Origin of the sequence: Peptoniphilus sp. GNH, assembly GCA_021307325.1 — a bacterium.
Lineage (GTDB): Bacteria > Bacillota > Clostridia > Tissierellales > Peptoniphilaceae > KA00134.
Genome location: CP089931.1, coordinates 368,514 through 391,641, shown reverse-complemented (window position 1 = coordinate 391,641; position 23,128 = coordinate 368,514). Strand labels below are relative to the sequence as shown.

22 protein-coding genes are annotated in these 23,128 nt (G+C 32.2%); 16 read left to right on the top strand and 6 right to left on the bottom strand.

Annotated features, from left to right (window positions below; genetic code table 11):
• Positions 1-11: 11 nt before the first annotated feature.
• The 14 genes from LV469_02020 to LV469_01955 all read left to right on the top strand — a co-directional run bounded on the left by LV469_02020 (position 12) and on the right by LV469_01955 (position 13,519).
• The gene (locus LV469_02020; protein ID UHR03085.1) at positions 12-632 is read left to right on the top strand and encodes a CBS domain-containing protein; all 621 of its coding nucleotides are present in this window, start codon (positions 12-14) and stop codon (positions 630-632) included.
• Positions 633-1,451, top strand: a complete 819-nt coding sequence (locus LV469_02015) for a kinase/pyrophosphorylase (protein UHR03084.1) — start codon at positions 633-635, stop codon at positions 1,449-1,451.
• 4 nt (positions 1,452-1,455) lie between these two features.
• Positions 1,456-2,469: a deoxyguanosinetriphosphate triphosphohydrolase gene (locus LV469_02010; protein ID UHR03083.1), complete on the top strand. Its 1,014-nt coding sequence runs from the start codon at positions 1,456-1,458 to the stop codon at positions 2,467-2,469.
• A gap of 1 nt (position 2,470) precedes the next feature.
• Positions 2,471-4,243 (top strand): DNA primase, encoded by a 1,773-nt coding sequence (dnaG, locus tag LV469_02005; GenBank protein UHR03082.1) that lies wholly within the window; start codon positions 2,471-2,473, stop codon positions 4,241-4,243.
• Between the two features lie 13 nt (positions 4,244-4,256).
• Positions 4,257-5,351, top strand: a complete 1,095-nt coding sequence (gene rpoD, locus LV469_02000) for an RNA polymerase sigma factor RpoD (GenBank protein UHR03081.1) — start codon at positions 4,257-4,259, stop codon at positions 5,349-5,351.
• Positions 5,348-6,049 (top strand): class I SAM-dependent methyltransferase, encoded by a 702-nt coding sequence (locus LV469_01995; GenBank protein ID UHR03080.1) that lies wholly within the window; start codon positions 5,348-5,350, stop codon positions 6,047-6,049. The genes rpoD and LV469_01995 overlap by 4 nt, the downstream gene beginning before the upstream one ends.
• Positions 6,033-6,806, top strand: a complete 774-nt coding sequence (locus LV469_01990) for a Nif3-like dinuclear metal center hexameric protein (protein UHR03079.1) — start codon at positions 6,033-6,035, stop codon at positions 6,804-6,806. The genes LV469_01995 and LV469_01990 overlap by 17 nt, the downstream gene beginning before the upstream one ends.
• A 162-nt stretch (positions 6,807-6,968) precedes the next feature.
• Positions 6,969-7,511, top strand: a complete 543-nt coding sequence (locus LV469_01985; protein ID UHR03078.1) for a helix-turn-helix domain-containing protein — start codon at positions 6,969-6,971, stop codon at positions 7,509-7,511.
• 15 nt (positions 7,512-7,526) lie between these two features.
• Positions 7,527-8,573: an ABC transporter ATP-binding protein gene (locus LV469_01980; protein ID UHR03077.1), complete on the top strand. Its 1,047-nt coding sequence runs from the start codon at positions 7,527-7,529 to the stop codon at positions 8,571-8,573.
• Positions 8,570-9,400 (top strand): ABC transporter permease, encoded by an 831-nt coding sequence (locus LV469_01975; protein ID UHR03076.1) that lies wholly within the window; start codon positions 8,570-8,572, stop codon positions 9,398-9,400. Before LV469_01980 ends, LV469_01975 begins: the two co-directional genes overlap by 4 nt.
• A complete protein-coding gene (locus LV469_01970; protein ID UHR03075.1) occupies positions 9,394-10,194 on the top strand; it encodes an ABC transporter permease in 801 nt (266 codons plus the stop codon). The genes LV469_01975 and LV469_01970 overlap by 7 nt, the downstream gene beginning before the upstream one ends.
• Positions 10,191-11,234 carry a spermidine/putrescine ABC transporter substrate-binding protein gene (locus LV469_01965; protein UHR03074.1) on the top strand — a complete coding sequence of 348 codons (1,044 nt, stop codon included), beginning with the start codon at positions 10,191-10,193 and terminating at the stop codon, positions 11,232-11,234. The genes LV469_01970 and LV469_01965 overlap by 4 nt, the downstream gene beginning before the upstream one ends.
• An 87-nt stretch (positions 11,235-11,321) precedes the next feature.
• Positions 11,322-12,416 carry a hypothetical protein gene (locus tag LV469_01960; protein ID UHR03073.1) on the top strand — a complete coding sequence of 365 codons (1,095 nt, stop codon included), beginning with the start codon at positions 11,322-11,324 and terminating at the stop codon, positions 12,414-12,416.
• Entirely contained in the window at positions 12,401-13,519 is a 1,119-nt protein-coding gene (locus tag LV469_01955; protein ID UHR03072.1) for a toxic anion resistance protein, read from the top strand. Before LV469_01960 ends, LV469_01955 begins: the two co-directional genes overlap by 16 nt.
• 58 nt (positions 13,520-13,577) lie before the next feature.
• Here LV469_01955 and LV469_01950 read toward each other — a convergent pair whose 3' ends face one another.
• The gene (locus tag LV469_01950; protein ID UHR03071.1) at positions 13,578-14,180 is read right to left on the bottom strand and encodes a DUF4230 domain-containing protein; all 603 of its coding nucleotides are present in this window, start codon (positions 14,178-14,180) and stop codon (positions 13,578-13,580) included.
• 125 nt (positions 14,181-14,305) lie between these two features.
• Entirely contained in the window at positions 14,306-15,400 is a 1,095-nt protein-coding gene (gene ychF, locus LV469_01945; GenBank protein ID UHR03070.1) for a redox-regulated ATPase YchF, read from the bottom strand.
• 195 nt (positions 15,401-15,595) lie between these two features.
• On the opposite strand from ychF, the gene LV469_01940 reads away from it, so the two are divergent.
• Both LV469_01940 and LV469_01935 read left to right on the top strand, forming a co-directional pair.
• Positions 15,596-16,486: an ABC transporter ATP-binding protein gene (locus tag LV469_01940; protein UHR03069.1), complete on the top strand. Its 891-nt coding sequence runs from the start codon at positions 15,596-15,598 to the stop codon at positions 16,484-16,486.
• Entirely contained in the window at positions 16,483-17,322 is an 840-nt protein-coding gene (locus LV469_01935) for an ABC transporter permease (GenBank protein ID UHR03068.1), read from the top strand. Before LV469_01940 ends, LV469_01935 begins: the two co-directional genes overlap by 4 nt.
• 1,015 nt (positions 17,323-18,337) lie before the next feature.
• On the opposite strand, the gene LV469_01930 is transcribed toward LV469_01935, so the two are convergent.
• The 4 genes from LV469_01930 to LV469_01915 all read right to left on the bottom strand — a co-directional run bounded on the left by LV469_01930 (position 18,338) and on the right by LV469_01915 (position 23,096).
• Entirely contained in the window at positions 18,338-19,615 is a 1,278-nt protein-coding gene (locus LV469_01930; protein ID UHR03067.1) for a hypothetical protein, read from the bottom strand.
• 134 nt (positions 19,616-19,749) lie between these two features.
• A complete protein-coding gene (gene asnA / locus LV469_01925) occupies positions 19,750-20,748 on the bottom strand; it encodes an aspartate--ammonia ligase (protein UHR03066.1) in 999 nt (332 codons plus the stop codon).
• Positions 20,749-20,757: 9 nt separating this feature from the next.
• Positions 20,758-21,390 carry a zinc dependent phospholipase C family protein gene (locus LV469_01920; GenBank protein ID UHR03065.1) on the bottom strand — a complete coding sequence of 211 codons (633 nt, stop codon included), beginning with the start codon at positions 21,388-21,390 and terminating at the stop codon, positions 20,758-20,760.
• Positions 21,387-23,096: a glycosyl hydrolase family 18 protein gene (locus tag LV469_01915; protein UHR03064.1), complete on the bottom strand. Its 1,710-nt coding sequence runs from the start codon at positions 23,094-23,096 to the stop codon at positions 21,387-21,389. The genes LV469_01920 and LV469_01915 overlap by 4 nt, the downstream gene beginning before the upstream one ends.
• Positions 23,097-23,128: the final 32 nt, after the last annotated feature.

Below are 23,128 nucleotides of genomic sequence, written 5' to 3'. Positions count from 1 at the left end.
CTGGTGATTTTGTGAATCTGAGTGATAGACAAATAGAAATTATTGATATAGTTAAGGAAAAAGGCCTAATAACTGCAAATGAAATAGCTGAAAAATTAGGCCTTTCAAGGGCTACCATAAGATCTGACTTGTCAATTCTTACAATGATGAAATTACTAAGTGCCAGGCCAAGAGTAGGATATTTTTACACTGGTAAAACAGAGATTACACTTTTGACTGATAAAATCAAGCAAATAAAGGTAAGAGATGTGATGTCCTTACCTTTTGTTGTAGATGAGTCAAGTTCAATTTACGATTCAATTGTGTCTATGTTTTTAGAAGACATAGGTAGCGTGTATGTTACAAGCGACGGATTTCTAAGCGGAGTAGTCTCAAGAAAAGATATGCTAAGAGCAACACTTGGAAGAGATGATCTTTCTAAAATTCCGCTTAGTGTCATAATGACTAGGATGCCAAATATAATCTATATTGAGGCAGATTCAAGTGTACTTGAAGCCACTAAAAAAATAGTTGAATGTGGCGTTGATGGTTTACCTGTTGTGGAAAAGAAAGAGCAGGGTCTTGTTGTAATAGGTAGGTTTACTAAGACAAATGTTGTACGATTATTTGATGAAATTTTCAAAGGAGAATAAATGGCTGAAACTGAAATTATAATATATGTTATCTCGGACTCAATAGGTGAAACAGGAGAACTAATTGCTAAAAGTAGTGTAAAGCAATTTGAGAAGGAAAATTATGAAATAAAAAGATTTCCCTATCACAATACAGTGGAACAGATACAACCAATATTAGAAGAAGCAGCTAAGCAAGATAAAGCCCTTATAATATATACAAATGTTCAAACAGATACAAGAAAATATATTCAGAAAGCTACAAGAGATTTGAATTTGAAAACTGTTGATGTTATGGGCGAGCCTATGCAAAAGCTTGAAGAAATTTTGGGTTATCCACCTCTTAGAGAACCGGGACTTATAAGACGATTAGATGACAATTACTTTAAAAAGGTTGAAGCTGTAGAATTTGCGGTCAAATATGACGATGGCAAGGATCCCAGAGGTATAATAAACTCAGATATTTGTATACTTGGCATATCAAGGACGTCTAAAACACCGCTTTCTATGTATCTTGCCAATAAATTTTACAAGGTTTGTAATATCCCTCTTGTGCCTGAAATTCCAGTGCCAAAAGAAATTTTTGCAAAAGACCCCAGAAGATTGGTTGGACTTACTGCGGATTCAGAAAAAATTATTTCCATTAGAGAAGAAAGATTAAAAAATCTAGGTCTTAGTGGAAAAGCTAAATATGCGGATTTAAAGCGGATAAGAGATGAAATTGAATATGCAAATGATATAATTGATGCCTTGGGAATATTAAAAATAGATGTAACTAATAAGGCAATAGAGGAAACGGCAGAAATAATTATCGCTAATTTAAAGAAAAACTTCGGGTGATTGTATGAATCTTCGTGAAAAAAGAGAAAATTTAGAATGTGAAATTTTATCGCCATATGCCTGCTTTTCTAAATTTACTAGAGGAAGAAAATTTTCGGAAAGCAAATGTGAATTGAGAACAGAATTTCAAAGAGATCGAGATAGGATTTTGCATTCTAAATCTTTTAGACGACTAAAACATAAAACACAAGTTTTTATTGCCCCTAGAGGGGATCACTTTAGGACAAGGCTTACTCATACTCTAGAGGTCTCACAAATAGGTAGAACTATAGCAAGAGCTTTGGAGCTAAATGAGGATTTGGTAGAAGCTATTGCTTTGGGACATGATTTGGGACACACTCCCTTTGGTCACAGTGGAGAAAGTGTGCTAAATAAGTTAAATCCAGAAGGATTTAAGCACAATGAACATAGCATACGCGTTGTGGAATATTTGGAGCGTAGATCATCAAATCAAATTGGTCTTAATTTGACAAAAGAAGTTTTAGACGGGATATTAAATCACACTGGCTCAGCTCAAGCTTTTACACTTGAGGGCAAGCTCATAAAATATGCCGATAGAATTGCTTACATAAATCACGACATAGACGATGCTATAAGAGCTGGCATCATTTCTTATGGGGACATTCCAAAAGAATTGATGGGGATACTAGGGGATACAAATTCTCAAAGAATCAATACTATGATTTGTTCTATAATCCAAAATTCTTATGGGAAAAATACCATTGAAATGGAAGAGAAAATATATGAGGCCACTATGGAGCTTAGAAAGTTTATGTTTAAAAAGGTATACCTTGATAATGTTGTCAAATCAGAAGAAAGTAAGATAGAACGCTTAATAACAGAATTATATAACTTTTACTCCAAAAACTTAGATGCCATACCAGATCATCATCTAAGTCTTTACGAAAATCACAACGATATAAATTTGATAGTAAGCGATTATATCGCTGGAATGACGGATAGTTTCGCCATAGATGTGTGGCAAAATCTATTTGTTCCTAAGTCATGGAGTGTATAAATTGGCTTTTATTGTAAATGATGAAGTTTTAGAAGAAATAAGACAAAAGGCTGATATTGTAGGCCTGATTTCAGAATATGTAAATCTCAAAAAAAGTGGCGCTAACTATCTTGGACTCTGCCCATTTCACAACGAAAAGACTCCTTCTTTTTCAGTTTCTCCGAGCAAGGAGTTTTTTCATTGCTTTGGATGTGGTGCTGGTGGAGATGTTATCACATTCGTGATGAAAGTTGAAAATCTAGGATTCATCGATGCCGTTCAATTTTTAGCTGACAAATACAATGTCAGACTTTCACAAAAAACAGAAAATCATATAGAAATTGAAAAAAGAGAAAGGGCATATCTTGCTAATAGGGAAGCGGGACTTTTTTATCTCAATAATTTATACAAGTCAAAAATAGCTTTGAATTATCTTGAAAAAAGAGAAATAGATAAGAGTACAGCCATGAAGTTCGGCTTGGGAATGACGCCAATTTCACCTCGAGGTCTTTATGAGCACTTGATTAAAAAGGGATTTAAAGAAGAAGAATTATTAAACTATAATCTTGTAATAAAAAGCAGCAAAGATTCCAGATGCTTTGATAGATTTCGCAACAGACTAATATTTCCTATTATCGATAGAAATAAAAATATTATAGGATTTGGAGGAAGGGTTTTTGACAATTCGCTTCCCAAATATTTAAATTCTAAAGATACTTTGGTCTACAACAAGGGAGATAACCTATATAATTTAAATAATGTAGCAAGAGAATCTAATAGGGAAAGGATTCTTTTGGTAGAAGGCTATATGGATGTTATTTCTCTGGACAAAAGTGGTATAAATTTTAGTGTGGCAAGTTTAGGTACTGCGCTTACGCAAAATCAAGCAAAACTTCTGAAAAGATATGGCAAGCAAGTCATCGTCTGTTATGACGGTGATAATGCCGGAGTTAAGGCAAGTGTAAGAGCAATAGATGTCCTAACAAATGAGGGTTGTGCTCCTAAAATACTTCATTTGCCAGAAGGTCTTGATCCAGATGAGTTTATCAAAAAATATGGACTTACATCATTTGAGGCAATTTTAAATAAGGCTATGAATCATATTGATTACAAGCTTGAAATTGAGAAGAAAAATGCAAACCTAAATTCTACAGAGGGACTATCGGCTTATATAAATAGGGCCCTTGTTATAATTGCCAGCATAACGAATCCTGTTGAAGCAGAAATTTATATAGATAAAATATCAAAAGAATATAAAATTTCTGTAGATGCGTTGAGAATGCAACTTGGAGCTTTAGTGAATTATAAAAAAACTCCTAAAATTAATTTGAAAAAAGATAAATCGTTTAAAAAAGCAGATGGCAAAAACATGGCAGAAGACCAGATTTTGGCATATGCTCTAAATGATGAAGACATTTTTAAATTCATTAGAAAGAATATGACGTCTATTGATTTTTCAAATCCAAGCTCCAGAATAGTTTTTGAAAAAATGGAAGAACTTTACAAGCAGGATGATAAAGGTTATAATATTATGCTCGATAGCCTAATTAATCAAGGTTTGATTAATGAAGAGTTTAAGAAGAGATTAAATGCAATACCTCTACCAACCAATGCTTTTGATTTAGCAAAAGAATTGATGACAAACATAAAGAGGTGGAATTTAATTAAAGATAGAGATTATATCAATTCTTGTATTAAGCAGGCAGAAGCAGATATTGAAAATTTTGACAAAAATCAATTGAAAATGCTTGTAGGTAAATTATACGAAATAAATAAGCGGTTAAAATCTCTCTAAAGGAGGGGATAAGATGGATCTTGATTATGATATAGTAGAAGACTCATCTAAAGAATCCATTGTAAATAGCTTGATGAAGAGCGGTAAAAAGAGCGGCAAACTTACATATAAAGATGTAGTAAGTGCACTGGAAAATGTCGACATGGATTCTGGAGAAATGGATGAAATGTACCAGGATTTTGAAAATGCTGGAATAGAAATATTAGATGACGACAAAGATGAAGATTTAAAAAAAGATGAAGAAATTATTGACGGAGAAATAGACATTCCAAAAGGAATAAGTGTCGATGATCCCGTTAGAATGTATCTAAAAGAGATTGGTAAAATTCCTCTTTTGACAGCACAAGAAGAAATTGATATCGCCAAGAGAATGGAGACTGGTGATAAGCTTGCAAAAAAAGAACTTGCAGAGGCAAATTTAAGGCTTGTTGTGAGTATTGCTAAGAGATATATAAATAGAGGCATGAGTTTTCTTGATTTAATTCAAGAGGGAAATATAGGTCTTATGAAGGCTGTTGAAAAATTTGACTATACAAAGGGATTTAAGTTTTCAACCTATGCAACTTGGTGGATTAGACAAGCTATTACCAGATCTATTGCAGATCAAGCTCGTACTATAAGAATACCAGTTCACATGGTAGAAACTATAAATAAACTTGTAAGAGTTCAAAGGCTCCTAGTTCAAGAATTGGGTAGAGACCCGAGTCCAGAAGAAATTGGTGCTGAGATGGATCTTGATGTAGAAAGAGTAAGGGAAATTCAAAAAATAGCCCAGGAACCAGTATCTTTAGAAACTCCCATAGGAGAAGAAGAAGATTCACACTTAGGAGACTTTATCCCAGATGAAGATATCTTATCGCCGTCTGATGCGGCAACTTTTACTCTTTTAAAAGAGCAACTTGAAGAGGTCCTCGAAACTTTGACCGATAGGGAAAAGAAAGTTTTGACACTTAGATTTGGCCTTGATGATGGAAGAGCTAGAACTCTTGAAGAAGTTGGCAAGGAATTTGATGTGACTAGAGAGCGTATAAGACAAATTGAAGCAAAAGCCTTGAGAAAATTACGCCATCCAAGTCGCAGCAAAAAGTTAAAGGATTTTTTAGAATGATAAATTTATCAAAAAGGCTTAAGAAATTATCTAGTATAATTAAACCATCTGATTCTTTTGCAGATATTGGCACAGATCATGGATTTGTGCCTTTTTATTTGCTTGAAAATAATATTGTAAATAAGGCTTATATAGCAGATATATCTAAAAAATGTTTGGCTAAAGCAGATAAATTTTTCGCCGGAAAATTTTCTAAAAGAGCAGAATTTATTTTAAGCGATGGTCTAAAAAAGTTTGATGAAAATAATATTATTCCAGATAGGGTGCTTATAGCTGGAATGGGCGGACTTTTAATTAGCCAAATAATAAGTGCATCCTTCGAGCTAGCTAAGCGAGTAAAAGAATTTATTCTTCAACCAATGCAGGGTCCCGAATATTTAAGAGAGTATCTGTTAAGCCATGGGTTTTCCATAGATGAAGAATATGTAATCTTCGACAAGAAATATTATCAAATAATGGTTTGTCACTATACTGGCACCGTTCAAAGCCGAAAAACATATATAATTGGGGAAAATATACTAGGGGATACAGATGATAAAAGTTCCTTCTTAGAATATAATATTATGTATAGAAGAAATATTATAAAAGAACTTAAAAAATCAAATTCCATGGAAAATCAGAGGATTAAGGATAAAATAAGTCTATTAAAAAATGAAATCAATATCTTTGAGGAGAAAAAATTTGCCAAAAATAAGTGATATATTAAATTATTTAGAAAGCTTTGCGAATCCATCATACCAAGAAGATTGGGATAACTCAGGCTGCCAAATTGTCTTTGACAAAATCTGCAAGGGAATTTTACTCTGTATGGATGTAAAAGATGTGGATATAGATTTTGCTCTTGAAAATGACATAAATCTAATAATAAGTCATCATCCATTTCTCTTCAAAGCTATAAAAGAAATAAATGCTAGCTCCTATAAGGGGAAAATTATTGAAAAGGCTATAAAGAATGATATATCCATATATTCAAGTCATACCGCACTTGATTTATCTCAAGACGGTGTAACTAAAGCCATGGCATTAAGACTAGGAATTAAAGACTACTCCGGCTTATCAGAAGGTGAAAAGGGATACTATGGCGGATATGGAAGGCTGGAAATGCCATGCTCATTTGATAGTCTTATAGACCTAGTCAAAGCTGCTTTTAATCCGGACTTTATAAAAGTCTACGGAAGAAGTAAGAATGAATTTAAAAATATAGCCTGGTGTGGAGGAGCGGGATCTGATTTTGTTTTAGATGCCATACAAAAATCTGCTGATGCCTATATAACTGGAGATATATCATACCATTTTGGACAAACTGCTTATGAAAATAATCTCTGTCTTATAGATATAGGGCATTTTTCTAGCGAATTTCCAGTCTTAGAACATTTAAAGAAAAAAATAGAAAGTAAGTTTGAACTTCCGATCCATATCAGTAAAAATAATTTGTTTTTACTAAATAATTTTTAGATAAAATTCTAATTTGTCTGCCGAGATGAGCTTATCGGCAGATTTTTTTATGCTTAATTTTTATTCGTACTATATATTTTAATTATTGACTCTAAACAAATCGGAATATATAATTTTAGTGTATGTTTACTAAATTTAAAGTTTAATAAATTAAGGTGTTTCATGGATATAGGTCAAAAATTAAAAGAATTGAGAATACAAGCTGGTTTAACTCAGGAAGAACTAGCTGATAGGTCTGAGCTTACGAAAGGTTTCATTTCACAAATTGAAAGAAATCTAACTTCACCATCTCTTGCTACTTTTTTTAATATTTTAGATGCTTTAGGAAAAGAGCCTGAAGAATTTTTTAGATCTATGTGGAGAAGGCAAGTTGTTTTCAAACCAGATGATTACATAGAATCAGAAAATGAAAGTATGGGCAATATTGTAAAGTGGATTGTGCCTAAGGCTCAAAGATATAATATGGAGCCAATAATTTTAGAGTTGCAGCCAGGTGGACTAAGTAAGACAGTCATACCTTTTGAGGGAGAGGCTTTTGGTTATTTAATTGAGGGAGAAGATTTGATTTTGCACTATGGCGAAGACAAATTCAAGCTAAAACAAGGGGAGTGCTTTTATTTGCTTGCAGATCAGAGCCATTGGGTTGAAAATATTGGCAAAAGTAGAGCTGTTCTACTTTGGGTCTGTGACCCACCAAACTTTTAGATAGGGGGATGGTTAATGACAAATAATGTATTGGATTTGGTGAATATTTCAAAATCTTATGGTGAAAATTTAATTTTAGATGAATTGAATTTAAGTGTTAAACACTGTGAGTTCTTGACACTTTTGGGACCTAGTGGATGTGGAAAGACAACTACGCTTAGAATAATAGGGGGGTTTGAATATCCTGATAAGGGAGATGTCTATTTTGATTCTAAAAAGGTTACGGATTTACCTCCATATCATAGGCAAGTAAATACTGTATTTCAAAAATATGCTCTTTTTCCACATATGAATGTGTTTGAAAATATCGCCTTTGGCTTAAAAATTCAAAAAATGGACAAGCTTGACATTGTAAAAAATGTAAGAGAGGTATTATCTCTTGTAAACCTTAGAGGTTTTGAGAATAGATCAATTGATTCTCTTTCCGGAGGTCAACAACAAAGGATTGCCATAGCTAGAGCCCTTGTTAATAAACCCAAGGTCTTACTTTTAGACGAGCCTTTGGGAGCTTTAGATTTGAAACTTAGAAAAGAGATGCAGGTTGAATTAAAGAAAATACAACAAGCCACAGAGTTGACTTTTATATATGTAACTCACGACCAAGAAGAAGCACTAACAATGAGTGATAAGGTTGTTGTATTAAATGAAGGGATAATCCAACAAATCGGAAGTCCTATCGATATTTATAATGAGCCCAAAAATGCCTTTGTAGCAAATTTTATAGGTCAAAGCAATATTTTGCCTGGAATAATGAGAAAAGATTATCTTGTAGAGTTTGAAGGGGCAGAATTCAAATGCGTCGATAAGGGGTTTGAAGAAGAGGCCGATGTTGAAGTTGTAATAAGACCAGAAGACGTTGAGCTTGTTTCTGTGAGTGATGGAATACTCACAGGTTTTGTCACAAGTCTTGTTTTTAAGGGTGTTCATTACGAAATGATTGTAGATGTAAATGGGGTAGAGTGGATTGTTCAATCCACTACAAAAAAAGATGTAGATCAAGAAGTAGGCATTTATATCGCTCCTGACAATATTCATGTCATGAATGCGAGGGAAGGTATATGAAAAAATTTGGATATGCTTATTATATTTGGGCCTTACTTTTTATAGTTTTTCCTTTGATATTGGTGCTTTTTTATTCCATTAATGCAAACGGGGCAGAAGGGTTGTCAGAATTTTCTTTTACACTAGAAAATTATAAAAGATTTTTTGAGCCTATTTATCTAAAAATACTTTTGGTTTCAATAGGTATTTCAGTCTTATCGACACTACTTTGCTTTTTGGTAGGGTACCCAATAGCCTATTTTATTTCACAAATGGATGAGTCGAAGAGAAATATTCTAATTTTACTTTTTGTAGTTCCTATGTGGATGAATTTTTTATTGAGAACTTATGCATGGTTTACCCTTCTTGGTAACAATGGTCTTCTCAATAAGTTTTTAGGAGTATTCGGAGTCCACCTGGACTTGATGTACAATTTAAAGGCCGTTTTATTGGGCATGGTATATAACTTTTTGCCATTTATGGTTTTGCCTATATACTCTGTTTTATTAAAGATGGACAATTCTCTAATAGAGGCAGCCAAAGATCTTGGCGCTAATAAGAGGCAAGTTTTCACTAAGGTCATCTTTCCTTTGTCGCTTCCTGGAGTATATACAGGTCTTACCATGGTATTTATTCCTGCTATATCTACATTTGTAATACCGTCACTTTTGGGAGGCAATAAGTTCTATCTTATTGGAAATTTAATCGAACAACAGTTCACCTTTACTGGTGATTGGGGTTATGGCTCTGCTATCTCGCTTATTTTAATTTTGATTATGCTGTTTGTACTCTTGCTCTCAAGGGCAACTAACAAGGATTCGGGTAAGTCTGGAGGCGGCTTATGGTAAAAGGAATCAAAAATTTCATTAAAGATTTTTATATGGTGCTGATTTTTATTTTTCTTTATGCCCCCATAGCAGTGCTTATAGTATTTTCATTTAATGACTCTAAGATAAGAGGTGCCTGGTCAGGATTTACACTTAGATGGTATAGAGAGCTTTTATATGATCCAATAATATTAAAATCTCTCTACACGACTATGGTAATCGCCCTAATCGCAACTTTGGTGTCAACTTTTATAGGTACCTTGGCATCAATTGGTATTTTTTATATGAAAAAAGGATTTATAAAAAATTCCATATTAGATATAAATTATCTACCGGTTTTAAATCCAGATATAGTGACAGCCGTAGCTTTAATGGGTTTGTTTGCTTTCTTTTCATTCGACTTGGGATTTACAAGTCTTGCAATTTCTCACATAGTATTTTGCATACCATATGTTATTTTATCTATTATGCCAAAGCTCTATCAGCTTGATAAGAATATGGTAGAAGCAGCAATGGATCTGGGGGCAAAGCCTTGGTATGCAATTAGGCATGTTATAATACCTCAGATAAAACCTGGGATTATAACAGGAGCTCTTATGGCATTCACACTCTCGATAGATGATTTTGTGGTTAGCTTTTTTACAACGGGACAAGGTGTGTCAAATCTTTCCATAACAATCTACTCAATGGCAAAAAAGGGTATCAATCCTTCAATAAATGCATTATCCACAATAATGTTTGCTGTTTTACTGTGCCTTTTGTTGATTATTAACAAGAGAACTTTTACAAGTGCCAAGTCTAGGAGGCTAAAATGAAAAGATTTTTTAGAATAGCTATGATTTTTTGCCTCTTTATACTCTTAACTTCTTGTAAATCAAATACGCAAAACAGTCTTAGAGTCTATAACTGGGGAGACTATATAGATCCTATAACTCTTACAATGTTTGAAAGAGAATTTGGGGTAAAGGTAACTTATGAGACCTTCTCTTCAAATGAAGATCTTTATGTAAAAGTAAAAAAATCATCTGACTCTTATGATGTCATAGTCCCATCTGACTACATGATAGAGAGGATGATTGCAGAAAACCTTATACAAAAAATAGACTTCAAAAATGTTCCTAATTTCGCAGGCGTATTTGAAGATATAAAAAATCCAGATTTTGATCCAACAAATGAGTATTCTATACCATATTTTTGGGGTACTGTTGGAATTATTTATAACAAAAAGCTAATCGATTATCCAGTAAGTGGCTTTAAAGACCTTTGGGACAAAAGAAATGTTGGGAAAATAATCATGTATAACTCAATAAGAGATGCCATAGCTGTTGCTCTGAAGTACAAGGGTTATTCGGTAAATACAACGGACAAGGCTGCTCTTATGGAGGCAAAAGATGCTCTTATGGAGCAAAAACCTTTAGTATATGCTTATCTAGCTGACGAGGGTCGGGATGTAATAGTTCAAGAGGATGCTGCAATCGGTCTTATGTACTCTGGCGATGCACTTATGATGATGGAAGAAAATAAAAATTTGGACTATGTAATTCCCAAAGAGGGGACAAACCTTTGGTATGATTCGTTCGCTATTCCTAAAAATGCAAAAAATAAGGACTTGGCTGAGAAATTTATTAATTTCATGCTAAGACCCGAAATTTCAGCTATAAATACTGAGTATTGCGTAGGATATACATCTCCAGTTATTAAAACTAGAGAACTTTTAAGGCCTGAATTGAGAGATTCTAAAGTAATATATCCATCGAGGGACGACTTAAAAAAAATGGAAGTTTACAAGAATATACCTGAAATTTTGCCAATTTACGATAGAATATGGACAGAGGTAATAGCTACAATGAAATAAAATAATTAAGACGTCTAAGACGTCTTTTTTTATCAATTCTTAACTTTTTGAAATAATTTTTAGGGTATAATGTTTATGAGGTGTATTATGACTGAGAATAAAGACAAAAGCTTCATAAGTGCTTTAAATAACATACTAAACAAAGATGATTATGGAGATTTGAGCAAGGATATAGAAGATACAATTACGTATTTTATAGATGCCAGCAAAAAAGGTATAAAAAATATAAGCAAAATTTTTAAAACTGAAAATAAAAAATTATATCCTGTTGACAATCCAAATCTTGTTGATCGAAAAAAAATATTTTCTTCCTACAAGAATCTATTCAGATTTTTGCTAGTTATATTTTTTTCTGGCGATATAGTATTTTTAATAAATTTTTTATCCTTATTTGAATTGTATTATTTATTTATGCTAATCCTTAGTAGTCTAGCTACATTTTTTTGTTTTTATTTCTATAAAAGAATAAGAGCTAGAGAGACAAGAATTAAAAGATACCTAAGAGAACTTGGCAGTGGAACTGTTGCTTTGATTAATGAACTCGCTTTAGCGGCGTCTGTCGATGAAAAGACGGTTGTTTCTGATATCTTACACTATATAAAGAAAGATGCTCTAAAAGAGGGTCGGTTAGTAGAAGACAATCAAATTTTTATTCTTGATATAAAAAGCTATGAAGCTTATAAAAATTACAAAAAAGGGCTTAGCAATGAAATCCATGAAGATAATGACATAAGTGGAGAGATTCCAGAAAATGCAAAGGGTATAGCCGAGATACCTCTTTATATGAAAAAACTTCAAGATGAAAGGGAGGGGCTTCCCGAAGATGTCAAGCTTCAAGTTGACAAAATCATAGGAATTGTAAATGTAATCTTAGAATATGGCAAAAACCATCCTGAGGTGGAGCCTGAACTTAGAAAATTTTCAAGTTATTATCTTCCTACGACAGTTGCCTTGTTAAATCGTTACAAGGATTTTATGAAAAGTGAAACAACAGATTCTCAAAAGGCAAGAGCAGGAATCTCTAAGGCCCTTAACACTATAAAAGAAGGATTTAATTCCTTAATAGCAAATATTCAACAAGATTTAGTTATAGATACTAAGGCTAATATATCTGTATTAGAGCAAATGCTAAGACAGGATGGCTTACTTAAGGAGGAAAACAAACAATGGATAGAGAAATAAAGCTCAGTTTTCAAAATGAAGAAGCGGAAGTTGTAAAATTCGAACAAGATTCAGAAGAAAATGTATCTCAGAATTTAAATTTAACTTCTGACGAATTAAAGATGATAGAAAATTTTTCAAAACAAATAGATCTTTCTAAAACTAATCAAATTCTAGAATATGGTTCAGGGGCCCAAAGCCAAATAGCGTCTTTTTCAGAGAAAACACTTAGCCAAGTAAAGACAAAAGATCTTGGGGAAGTCGGCAAGCTTTTGGGATCTGTCGTAAACGAACTTAAATCATTTGATATAGATGAAAAAGATGGAGGTATATTAAAAATATTTAAAAAGACTTCCAACAAACTAAGAGAGGTCAATACAAAATATGCCGCAGTCGAAAAAAATGTGGAGTCTATATCTAAAAACCTTGAAGAACATCAAATAAGGTTGATGAAGGACATAGCCACAATGGATCAGATGTATGATTTAAACGCATCATACTATAAAGAACTTTCAATGTATATAATGGCAGGCGAAAAAAAATTAGAAGAATCAAAAAATATCGATCTTCCTAAACTGGAAGAAGAAGCTTTAAAATCAAATTCTCCTGCAAAGATTCAAGAGGCAAGAGATTTGAGAGACTCTATCCACAGATTCGAAAAAAAATTGCATGATTTGGATTTGACTAGAATGGTATCCTTGCAAATGGCACCTCAAATTCGCATGATCCAAGGCGGAAACACTCTGATGGTAGAAAAAATTCAATCTACGATAATAAATACCATCCCTCTTTGGAAATCGCAAATGGTTTTAGCTTTGGGAGCTCTTCACACATCTCAAGCTGCCAAGGCACAAAAAGCAGTAACAGATCTTACAAATGATCTCTTAAAGAAAAACGCTGATGCCTTGCACGACTCAACCTTAGCAACTACAAGAGCCTCGGAAGAGTCCATAATCGATGTAGATACTATTAAATATACCAATGATAAGCTAATATCTGCCCTAAAAGAAGTAAAAGACATACAAGAGGAAGGTCTTAAGAGAAGAAGGGAAGCCACAATTCAAATTCAAAAACTTGAATCTGAACTAAAGGAGAATCTAATAAGAATAGCTAAAGAAAAATAATTCTAAAAATAAAAAAATACTTTATCAACAGACGATTGATAAAGTATTTTTTATGTTCCTATTCTTTATCGATAAAAATGACATCAGGTTTATTTTCCTCTTCAAAGTTTAAGAGCAAAACTTCTTTTATTACTGATTTGGCATTTTTATCCGCTTCTTCAAATAAACCCCTCGCTATTGCCTTTTCTTCCATAAGCTTTTTTTGATCATTATGCAAATTTGAATAATCTAAAATTTTTATAGGATTAAATATAGAAGATTTTTCATCAAATATTTTTATTGAATTGTCATCTATCTCATGAGCAAGAATCTTTATTTTAGGAAGACTAACTACGATTTTTTCACTATTGTAATTTATGTCAACATCCGAAAGATCTAAGCCGGCAAAAATCATCCCATCATATGACAGGATAAACTTTTTTTGAGTCAATGGTATCTTTATGCCATAAAGTTCACTCTGGTTTTCAAATGCCGCCATATTTGTATAGTGGTATTTGCTTGTTGTAAGCTCTTTTACTCTTTCTATTTGTTCTTGTAAAGCTTCAGATGTTATTTTTGGCTTTTCCTGAATTGCTCCAACTTTTTTGCCAAGAAAATATGCAGAAAATAGAAGTATAACTAGCAAAAGCAAAGATAAAAATATATTTCTTGTTGTTTTCATTTCTACTCCTTTCGTATTACATTTCATCAAACTATATCACGAAATGATATATTATTGTTTACAATCAAGTTACGAAATATACATTAAAAACTTATAAAAATAGCTTCCCATATGGGAAGCCTATTTTATACATTAAATTTAAACAAGACTACATCTCCATCTTTCATTATATATTCTTTACCTTCACTTCTAACAAGACCTTGTTCTCTGGCTTTTACCATTGAGCCAACATCCTTTAAATTTTCATAGGATATTATATCCGCCTTAATAAATCCTCTTTCAATATCTGAATGGATTTTGCCAGCTGCTTCAGGAGCTTTTGCTCCATCTCTTATAGTCCATGCTCTGGTTTCTTGTTCTCCCGTTGTAAGGAAACTTATTAAGCCTAGAAGGGAATAGGAAGATTTTATAAGTTTATCTAGACCAGAAGCACTTACTCCCATCTCCTCTAAAAACATCGCTTTTTCATCATCTTCAAAACCTGCGATTTCAGACTCTAATTCAGCATTTATTACAACAATTTCATCTCCGTGTGAGCTTGCAAACTCTCTTACTTGTTGAACATACGGATTGGAATTGCCATCATCTTTTAAAGATTCCTCATCAACATTTGCACAATATATTACAGGTTTTAGACTCAAAAGCTGATAATTTTTTATAATCTTCTTTTCATTATCATCCATTTCCACTGTTCTGGCTGGCTTGCCTTCTTCTAAACTTTGTTTTATTCTTTCTAGAAGAGCGAGCTCAGCTGACAAAGATTTATCAGCTTTGGCTTGTTTTCTTATTCTATCTAATCTCTTTTCAATCTGTTCAAGATCAGAAAAAATTAGCTCCAGATTTATTACTTCTATATCTCTTAGGGGATCAACAGAGCCATCCACATGAATTATATTTTCGTCATCGAAACATCTGACAACATGTACTAAGGCATCAACCTCTCTTATATTAGATAAAAATTGATTTCCGAGGCCTTCACCCTTGCTAGCACCCTTTACTAGACCTGCAATATCGAAAAATTCTATAGTTGCATATAAGATTCTTTTAGACTTACTTATATCGCTTAGAATTTTTAATCTTTCATCAGGCACTGTTACAACGCCTACATTTGGTTCTATCGTCGCAAAAGGATAATTAGCAGCCTCAGCTCCAGCCTTTGTCAAAGCATTAAATAGAGTTGACTTTCCCACATTTGGAAGTCCTAGTATTCCAAGTTTCATTTACTTCACCTTTTTCTATATTCTCGTCTATTAGTATAACATAATTTACATACTCAAAAGTTCTTAATTAAGTAATTTTTATCAGCTTTATAATAAAAGTATAGAAGTTTTAGTTAAATATTAAAGAAAAATGATTTTGTTTAGTTTTGTCAACAAGTGTTGTATAATCAATATATAACGTTAAGAGGTGATTAAATGGGCGTACTTGTAACCAATAATTTAAGCAAAAAGTACAACAAACTTAGCATTAACAACTTAAATTTTGAAATATTGGATGGAGAGTTCTTTGCTCTTTTAGGGACTGAAAAGTCAGGAATTGATATTTTGCCAAAATTGATTTTCAATTTTGCTAAAGTTTCTAAAAGTGGTCTTACAGTCTTTGATTTAGATCCATCTAGAGATTCTAAGGAAGTTAAGCACTACTGTTCATATGGTCCCTTGGAGATTTATTTTTCTTCTAATCCAAAAGCCATGACAGTTTTTAAAAACACATTGAAAGCTCACAATCTTCAAACAAGAGAGGAATTGGAGTTTTTACTTGATTATTTTGATTTTAATGCAAGTAGAAGAGTGGCTGATCTAGAAGGGAAGGATAAGCGTTTATTTTCAATTATTAACGCTTTGATAGCTAAGCCTAGACTGGCTGTTTTGGAAGAACCTACCAAGGATTTAGACAAAGAGACCATTGCTAAACTGTTCTCCTATCTTGAAACAAAGAGATCTGAAGAAGGATTGAGCCTTTTAGTACTTGGTCAAGATTTTGAAAATTCACAAAGATACTGTGATAGAGTCGGCATTGTAGAAAACGGCTCACTAAAAGAAATAGTTTATGTAAAAGATAAAAGATCTAATGACAAGATTTTAAGAATCTATAATGATGATGTTGAATTGTCTATATTTGAAAATATCGGAGCTGTTCTAATAGGCAAAGACAAAGATTACAGAGAGTTCTATTACGAAAAAAATCCTGCTGATTTAGTAGAAATAATCCACAAGCTCGGCATTGTTGATTTTACAATAGAAGATGCTAGTTTAACACATAAACTTCAATCTTTAAATTCTAAAAAAGGAGATGATGAAGAATGACAATTTTTAGTCAAGAACTCAAGAGTTCTTTAGCAAAACTCATAACATGGACCCTGGTATTGGCAGTTTTTGTCGGACTTATCACAGCCTTTTATCCAATGATAGTGAAGGAAAATATGGCTCTTTTGATTCAAGGCTTTATAAAAAATTTGAGAGATACATTACAGGTAGCTTTAGGTCTAAATTTAAATGACAATTTTGACTTTGAAAATCTCAGTTACTATCTGGGGCTAACTTATCAATTTTTGAGCTTCCTAACAGCTGTTTTTGCGATTCAAATAGGCGCCAAAGCGCTCTCAAAGGAACAAGAAAGTGGAAATATTCAATACATTTATTCTAATCCTATATCAAGAAGTGAAATAGTAACTCAAAAATTTTTGGCAAGTTTACTTGTATATGTGATATTTCTTATATTGCTAGCCTTAGGAAGCTTTGGAATAGCCTATGCTTTTAAATTAGAATCCACTGATATAATGGACTTGCTTACCAGTATAGGACTTATTTATGCAGGGCTTTTGGGCTCAGGACTAGTTTATTTGAGTTTAGGATATTTCGTATCGTCATTTATGAGAAATGCAACCCACGCAGAAACAATTGGCGTAATATTGACTATTTTGAGTGTAATCAGCATTGTTATACTAAATATAAATGCACAAGCAAATGATGCAAATTCAATGATTAGCCTAGGAATATTTCTCCCATTAGCTGCTTTTAATCCCTTAAGGCTAGTCCAATATAACTTTGATATAATAGCCATGGCAGCCAACATTATATATATAATCGTATTTTTAACTTTGACATATGTTATATATGGAAGTAAGGATTTAAAATATTAAAAAATAAACACTTTTAATTTACCTCTTATTAGATTTTGGATCTAATAAGAGGTTTTTTAGATTTATCTGCATTATAAAGTCTTTAAGCTGCAATATTGCATAAGACGTGTTTATAGGCTCAAATTCAGCTTTATTTTTACTTATTCATATATTGGACTCGAATAAATTAATTTACACGCTTAAAATCGATTTTAGAGCCTAATTTTTAGGATGTATTTGTTTAATTATTCAGTCATAACAAGACAAGCCATGTAATGAATATAATTTAGATTAAGTATATAAATTCTATAAGGTGATAGATACGATTCGATTAAAATAGAAGTTCAAATGCACAATATAAAACAATAAACACTAAAGAAAACACTAAAGAAAATGTTGGATAAATTTTATTAAAGCGAAAATAAAAACCGATTTACAAATTATATAAAACAAAAATAAACGGATTAAATCCGATCGGTAAAATTAATATAGTATGTTTTTGGAAATCCTAGTATATATAGATAGAATAAGCATTTCTGAAGCTAATCTCGCCGCGCGTATTAATTCACAAAATTATTATTTTGTGACGAAATTTTGAAAGTGAATTATCGTGCCTTTTATGAAAATATCCACAGACCTCCTCTTGTCTGTGGATATTTTTTTATTTATCTACATATGAAAAATACAAGCCAATTCTTCTTTCGATTTATTAGTAAATGAAGACATTAGCTTGCATCTAAAATGCGCTTTCAATTGATTGAAGATGATGATTGAAGATGAAAAATTTCAAAGATTAGAATATGTAGATTAAACTTTTGCAATTAAACATATCTCATCGTCTATTAAAATATTGCCATTTAAAACACGTTTTGTCGCCTATTATAATTAATATATTAAAGCTATGTTATTTTCGCTCGAGTTTTAAAATTGCATTAAAAGTATTTTATAAGGACTTAAATTATTAAAGATGTCGCTGTAGAAAAAATAAACTCAATTTCAAAAAACGTATGTTCGAATATTTATAGCTTACTTTTTCTTACTTTAATAATTCTTTTGTACTCTTACCAGTGTATTGTATATTTATTCTGTCCTCAGGATATTCATCAAATAAATATAGACATATTAAAAATATTATTTCAAATGGCTTCATGATTATCCAAATCACATCCATAGCATATTTTGATTTTATTTTTTTCGCAAATGCATAGCCATATTTATCATAAAATCTTCTGATAAATTTATGTGTTTTAGGAAGCCTATCTTCTATTAAGTCTTCAAAGGCATTTGCAACCATAAGTTGTCTATTTACCACCACTTCATATCCATGCCTATATCCCCTTCTAATGGGTCTTACTATTTTTTTGTGACCTCTTGCGGCTACAGTGCACAAGTAATGTTCATCTATACTTATATTATCAGGTGCAATTTTATCAGATAAATTCCAATCGCTGGTTTCGGTAAAAGCTTTGATAAGGCTATGCGGTGCCTGACCAAATAACATTAAAATTACAATAGCTAAACCCAACAACGCCGCGCTTAGTATCAAGGCTAAGATAGGCCATTTTTTCGAGTTTATGACCCAAAAATTAAGCCTGTAGAGTATGGGGTTATTATTTATTTTGTGGATTCTATGCTCATCTGGTTTATATTTTTTTACACTTATAAGTATTGTCTTTATCGCTATTATGGTTGTGATGACGCAAGGTAGAATTAAAATCAGATCACGAGTATTTTCAAAAGAAATTATTTGCTTTGACCATACAACAAGCATAGCTATATCAAAGTAAAGGATAGATATGCAAAATACATTTACAAGTGGCGGCAAATTTTTTTGGTCTTGTCGTCTTAAATATAAAATGCTCATTATGGATATTATAAAAAATATAAATAGAGGAATATAATAAGTTGTTCTTATAGGACTGTGCAATTGACTATTCACCAGCTGCTTTTCCCAATTCGCTGAAAAATCAACTTCTTTTATAAAAGCTAAGTAAAGCATTTGGTAAAAAAATCCTAGAACTATCGTCCATATATCTAAAGCTAAATGTTTATCTAAATTTTCTTTGTCTTTCAATGTCTTAATAAGTGAATAAATTTGAAAAATTGAGAGCACCATAGGATAAAGTACAAAAGCAGACAACACAAAAGATACTATTATGACAAATGATATCATTTCTTTTATCTCGTAGTGATCTGGTCTTTGCGTTAATAAGCTTACTCCAACATATGATAAACTTAATATAAGACCTAATAATGCTGATATTAGTATCAAATTTACGCCTATATTATTATATTTTTTTAGACTTTCTTTCATTTATTACCTCTATCTTCTATGCTATTATATTTAATTATATTATATTCTAAGATAAAATATAAATTTTCTTATAAAAAAGGTTCTTTGCTCTAAATTTAGAGCAAAGAACCAATAAGTTTTTTGTAGTTTTAATCTTATAGAAGTTGGATTCCTTTTTCATAACAACTTTTTACCGTTTCGTCATCCCATATAGAAGATTGAATTTCGCCTATGTGTCTTTTTTCTAAGAAGAATAGGCATAGTCTGGATTGTCCTATTCCCCCACCAACTGTATATGGTAAATTTCCATTCATTAAATTTTTATGAAATTCCAACTTTAATCTGTCCTCTTTGCCAGCTTTTTTAAGTTGTTTTTCCAATGCTTCTTGGTCTACTCTTATACCCATACTCGATAACTCAAGAGCATTTCCAAGTACCGGATCCCAAACTATTATATCTCCATTCAAAGACCAATCATCATAATCTGGGCTTCTCATATCATGAGGTGAGCCTGATTTCAAATCTTTTCCTATCCCTATTACAAATACTGCTCCATGTTCTTTAGCTATTTCATACTCTCTTTGCTTAGGTGATAGATTTGGATATTTATCTTCCAAGTCTTGACTTTCTATAAAATAAATTTCAGCTGGTAGCTTCTTTTTCAATACATTTGGGTAAAGGCAGTTAATATAAGTTTCTGTTCTCTTTAAAACTTCGTAAATTTCTTTTACTACGCCTTTTAAGTAAAATATATTTCTGTCTTCTTTTTTAATTATTTTTTCCCAGTCCCACTGATCAACATATGCCGAGTGAATTTCGTCTAAAATTTCATCTGGTCTTATAGCGTTCATGTCAGTATATAGACCTTCATAACAATCAAATCCGTATTTTTTCAGAGCATATCTCTTCCATTTAGCAAGAGAATGTACTATTTCAGCTTTAATTTTATAATTTCTAATGTTGAAATCAACAGCTTTTTCTGATCCGTTTAAATTATCATTTAATCCCGTTTCCGGTCTTACCATAAGTGGCGCAGAAACTCTTGCCAAATTAAGTGTATTGGCTAAGTCTCTTTCAAAAAAATCTTTTAGTGCTTTAATGGCCATTTGAGTTTCTTTTAAGCCTAAAAAGCTTACATTTGAATCATTTCTCATAGAGTCTCCTTATCCAGCCATAGCTAAATTGCCAAGGCTACAATATAAAATATTTTGCATTATATAGTCTCCGACTGTCAGTGACAAACTATAAGCATAGTCTAAATCATTGGCATAGGAGTGATTGCTGTTTTTGTATTCTTCTACTATGTCATTTATAAGATTCATAATTTGATCTAACATTCTGCTTTCGCTGCTTGTATAGTCAATTATATTGGAGCTAAGCTCGATTTTTTTAGGTCTATATGAGATTGAAAATTTTTCTAAATTTTTTTCATAAATGACATGTTCTTTAAAGTTACTATAAAAAGTCTGTCTCTTCATGTGTGGGTAACATGTATAATCAGAAAGGTAGTGAGAAATCACACCTATTTTTTTGCTGAAATATTTGAGTAATCCAGGTCTTAATTTTTGTATATTCAAACATCTATAAACAAGGATTAGTGAACATATTTCCTTTGCAATAAAGGGCAAGCTTTCTTCGATATAGTGTCTTTTTAATTTATAGTAAGGGAGATAGTCTGGTGCTATTGATCCCCATTTAATCATCGTTTCATCAAGATTTACTCCGTAAATTTTCCTAAACTCCGAAGCAAGACATGATGCTATAATTTTGTGAGATGCAGGATAAATATTAATCACTTCCTAAAATAATTTGGATATTTAAACTCACTATCATCTAGCTCTTTACCATCTTTATCTAGATAGCGTACATTTGAAAGTACATTTTGTATTGTATCCCAAATATTATAAGTTTCAAAGTCTTTTCTCCAGCTTGCAAGACCAGCCAGATTATATTTTACACATAAAGACGCCTTCCAACCTATAGAGCTTGCATCTTCTACCCATATCTGTTTAGTGGCTCCATCTTCTTGAAATTCAACGTAGTCTTGCTTGGATTCTTCGTCCCATTTTGGAGCTAATCCTTTTTGTGAAATAATATTTTTGCTATCTTCCATGCTTATAGTCTTTGAAGTGGTCTTGTTATCCTTAGTCGACCAATATCTAGAGTAAAGAGGCATACCCAAAACTAATTTTTCTCTAGGCACGGTTTTGAAAAGATTGTTTATATTACCTTCAACCCACTTGTACTGAGCAACACTTCCAGCTTTTTCACTTGAGCTCCAGTGCTGATCATAAGTCATTACAATTAAATAATCACAGTATTTACTAAGCTCAGCCCTATTGTAAGTTTCCTTGCTCACATCCTTAGATATTTGTGGCGTCACATCGACAGATACAAGAATTTTCTCTTTAGAAAAAGTTTCATATATCTCTTTCACAAACTCTGTAAAAGCATCCCTATTTTCAATAGAAAATTGCTCAAAGTCAATATTAAGACCAGTCAAGCCATATTTTTTGCAAGAATTTAAGAGTCTATTTATTGCATAGCCCCTAGACGCTGAATTTGATAAAAATTCTTTAGTTATTTCATCACTAAAAGAATTATCAAGATAAGCCCAGACTTGGATACCAAGTTCATTATACTTAGTAACATAGTCCTTGCGACCTCTGTCTATAATTTCTCCGCTGCCATCTTTTATAGAAAACCAAGTAGGACATATTACATTTAACCCGGGAATTGGTCTTATATTAAGTACACTGGCATCTGATTGAGGCCCATAAGTATAATCCCACAACAAATTAAGCGGTTTTTTTGTTATTCTAAGATTATCTTCCTTATGAGGTCTTACTCTATCCTCAGAAGTATCAATCAAATCCTCCCTTACATAGCCTAAATAACCATTTACTTGCCTTACTAAATACCAACCCTTTTCGATGCCATATACATACAAATCATCTTTGTCGCTGATTTTAGAAACTATTGGAGAAGATTTAGAATTCGATTCTCTCATATTAGTCCCACTTCCTTTGGCAGTACCAATTTGATAATTTTTGTTTGTGAAATCCATTAAAATTAGATTCTTATCTTCTACAAATCGAAAATCCACTGGATAATCATATATAAAAGCTTCAATAGGAAGGTATATCTTTCCGTTTTTTTCTATAATAGGATCTCTTAGGCCTATGGTTTGATTATTTATAAGAGCTTGATTTTCTCCAACTTTGAATCTCTTAGTTCCACTTGACCCATTTATTGTAATTTGACCATTGTCATAACTTATATTTGGATCAATTTTATTTTTTATAAAATCAAAAGAAAGATAGTATTGACCATCAATCCTATCAAAATCACTTTTATCTACAACTTCATTTTCGCATATGAAATTCAAGCCTTTAAATTTATCAGAAGTTGCCGATGTTCCTCTTTGCAAAAATTTAAGTCCCAAAAAGACTCCGCCTACCAATATAATCAACCCTATTAGCAAGGTCAGTATTTTTTTCATTTTTAATCACCTTTTGTAATTATACATTTACC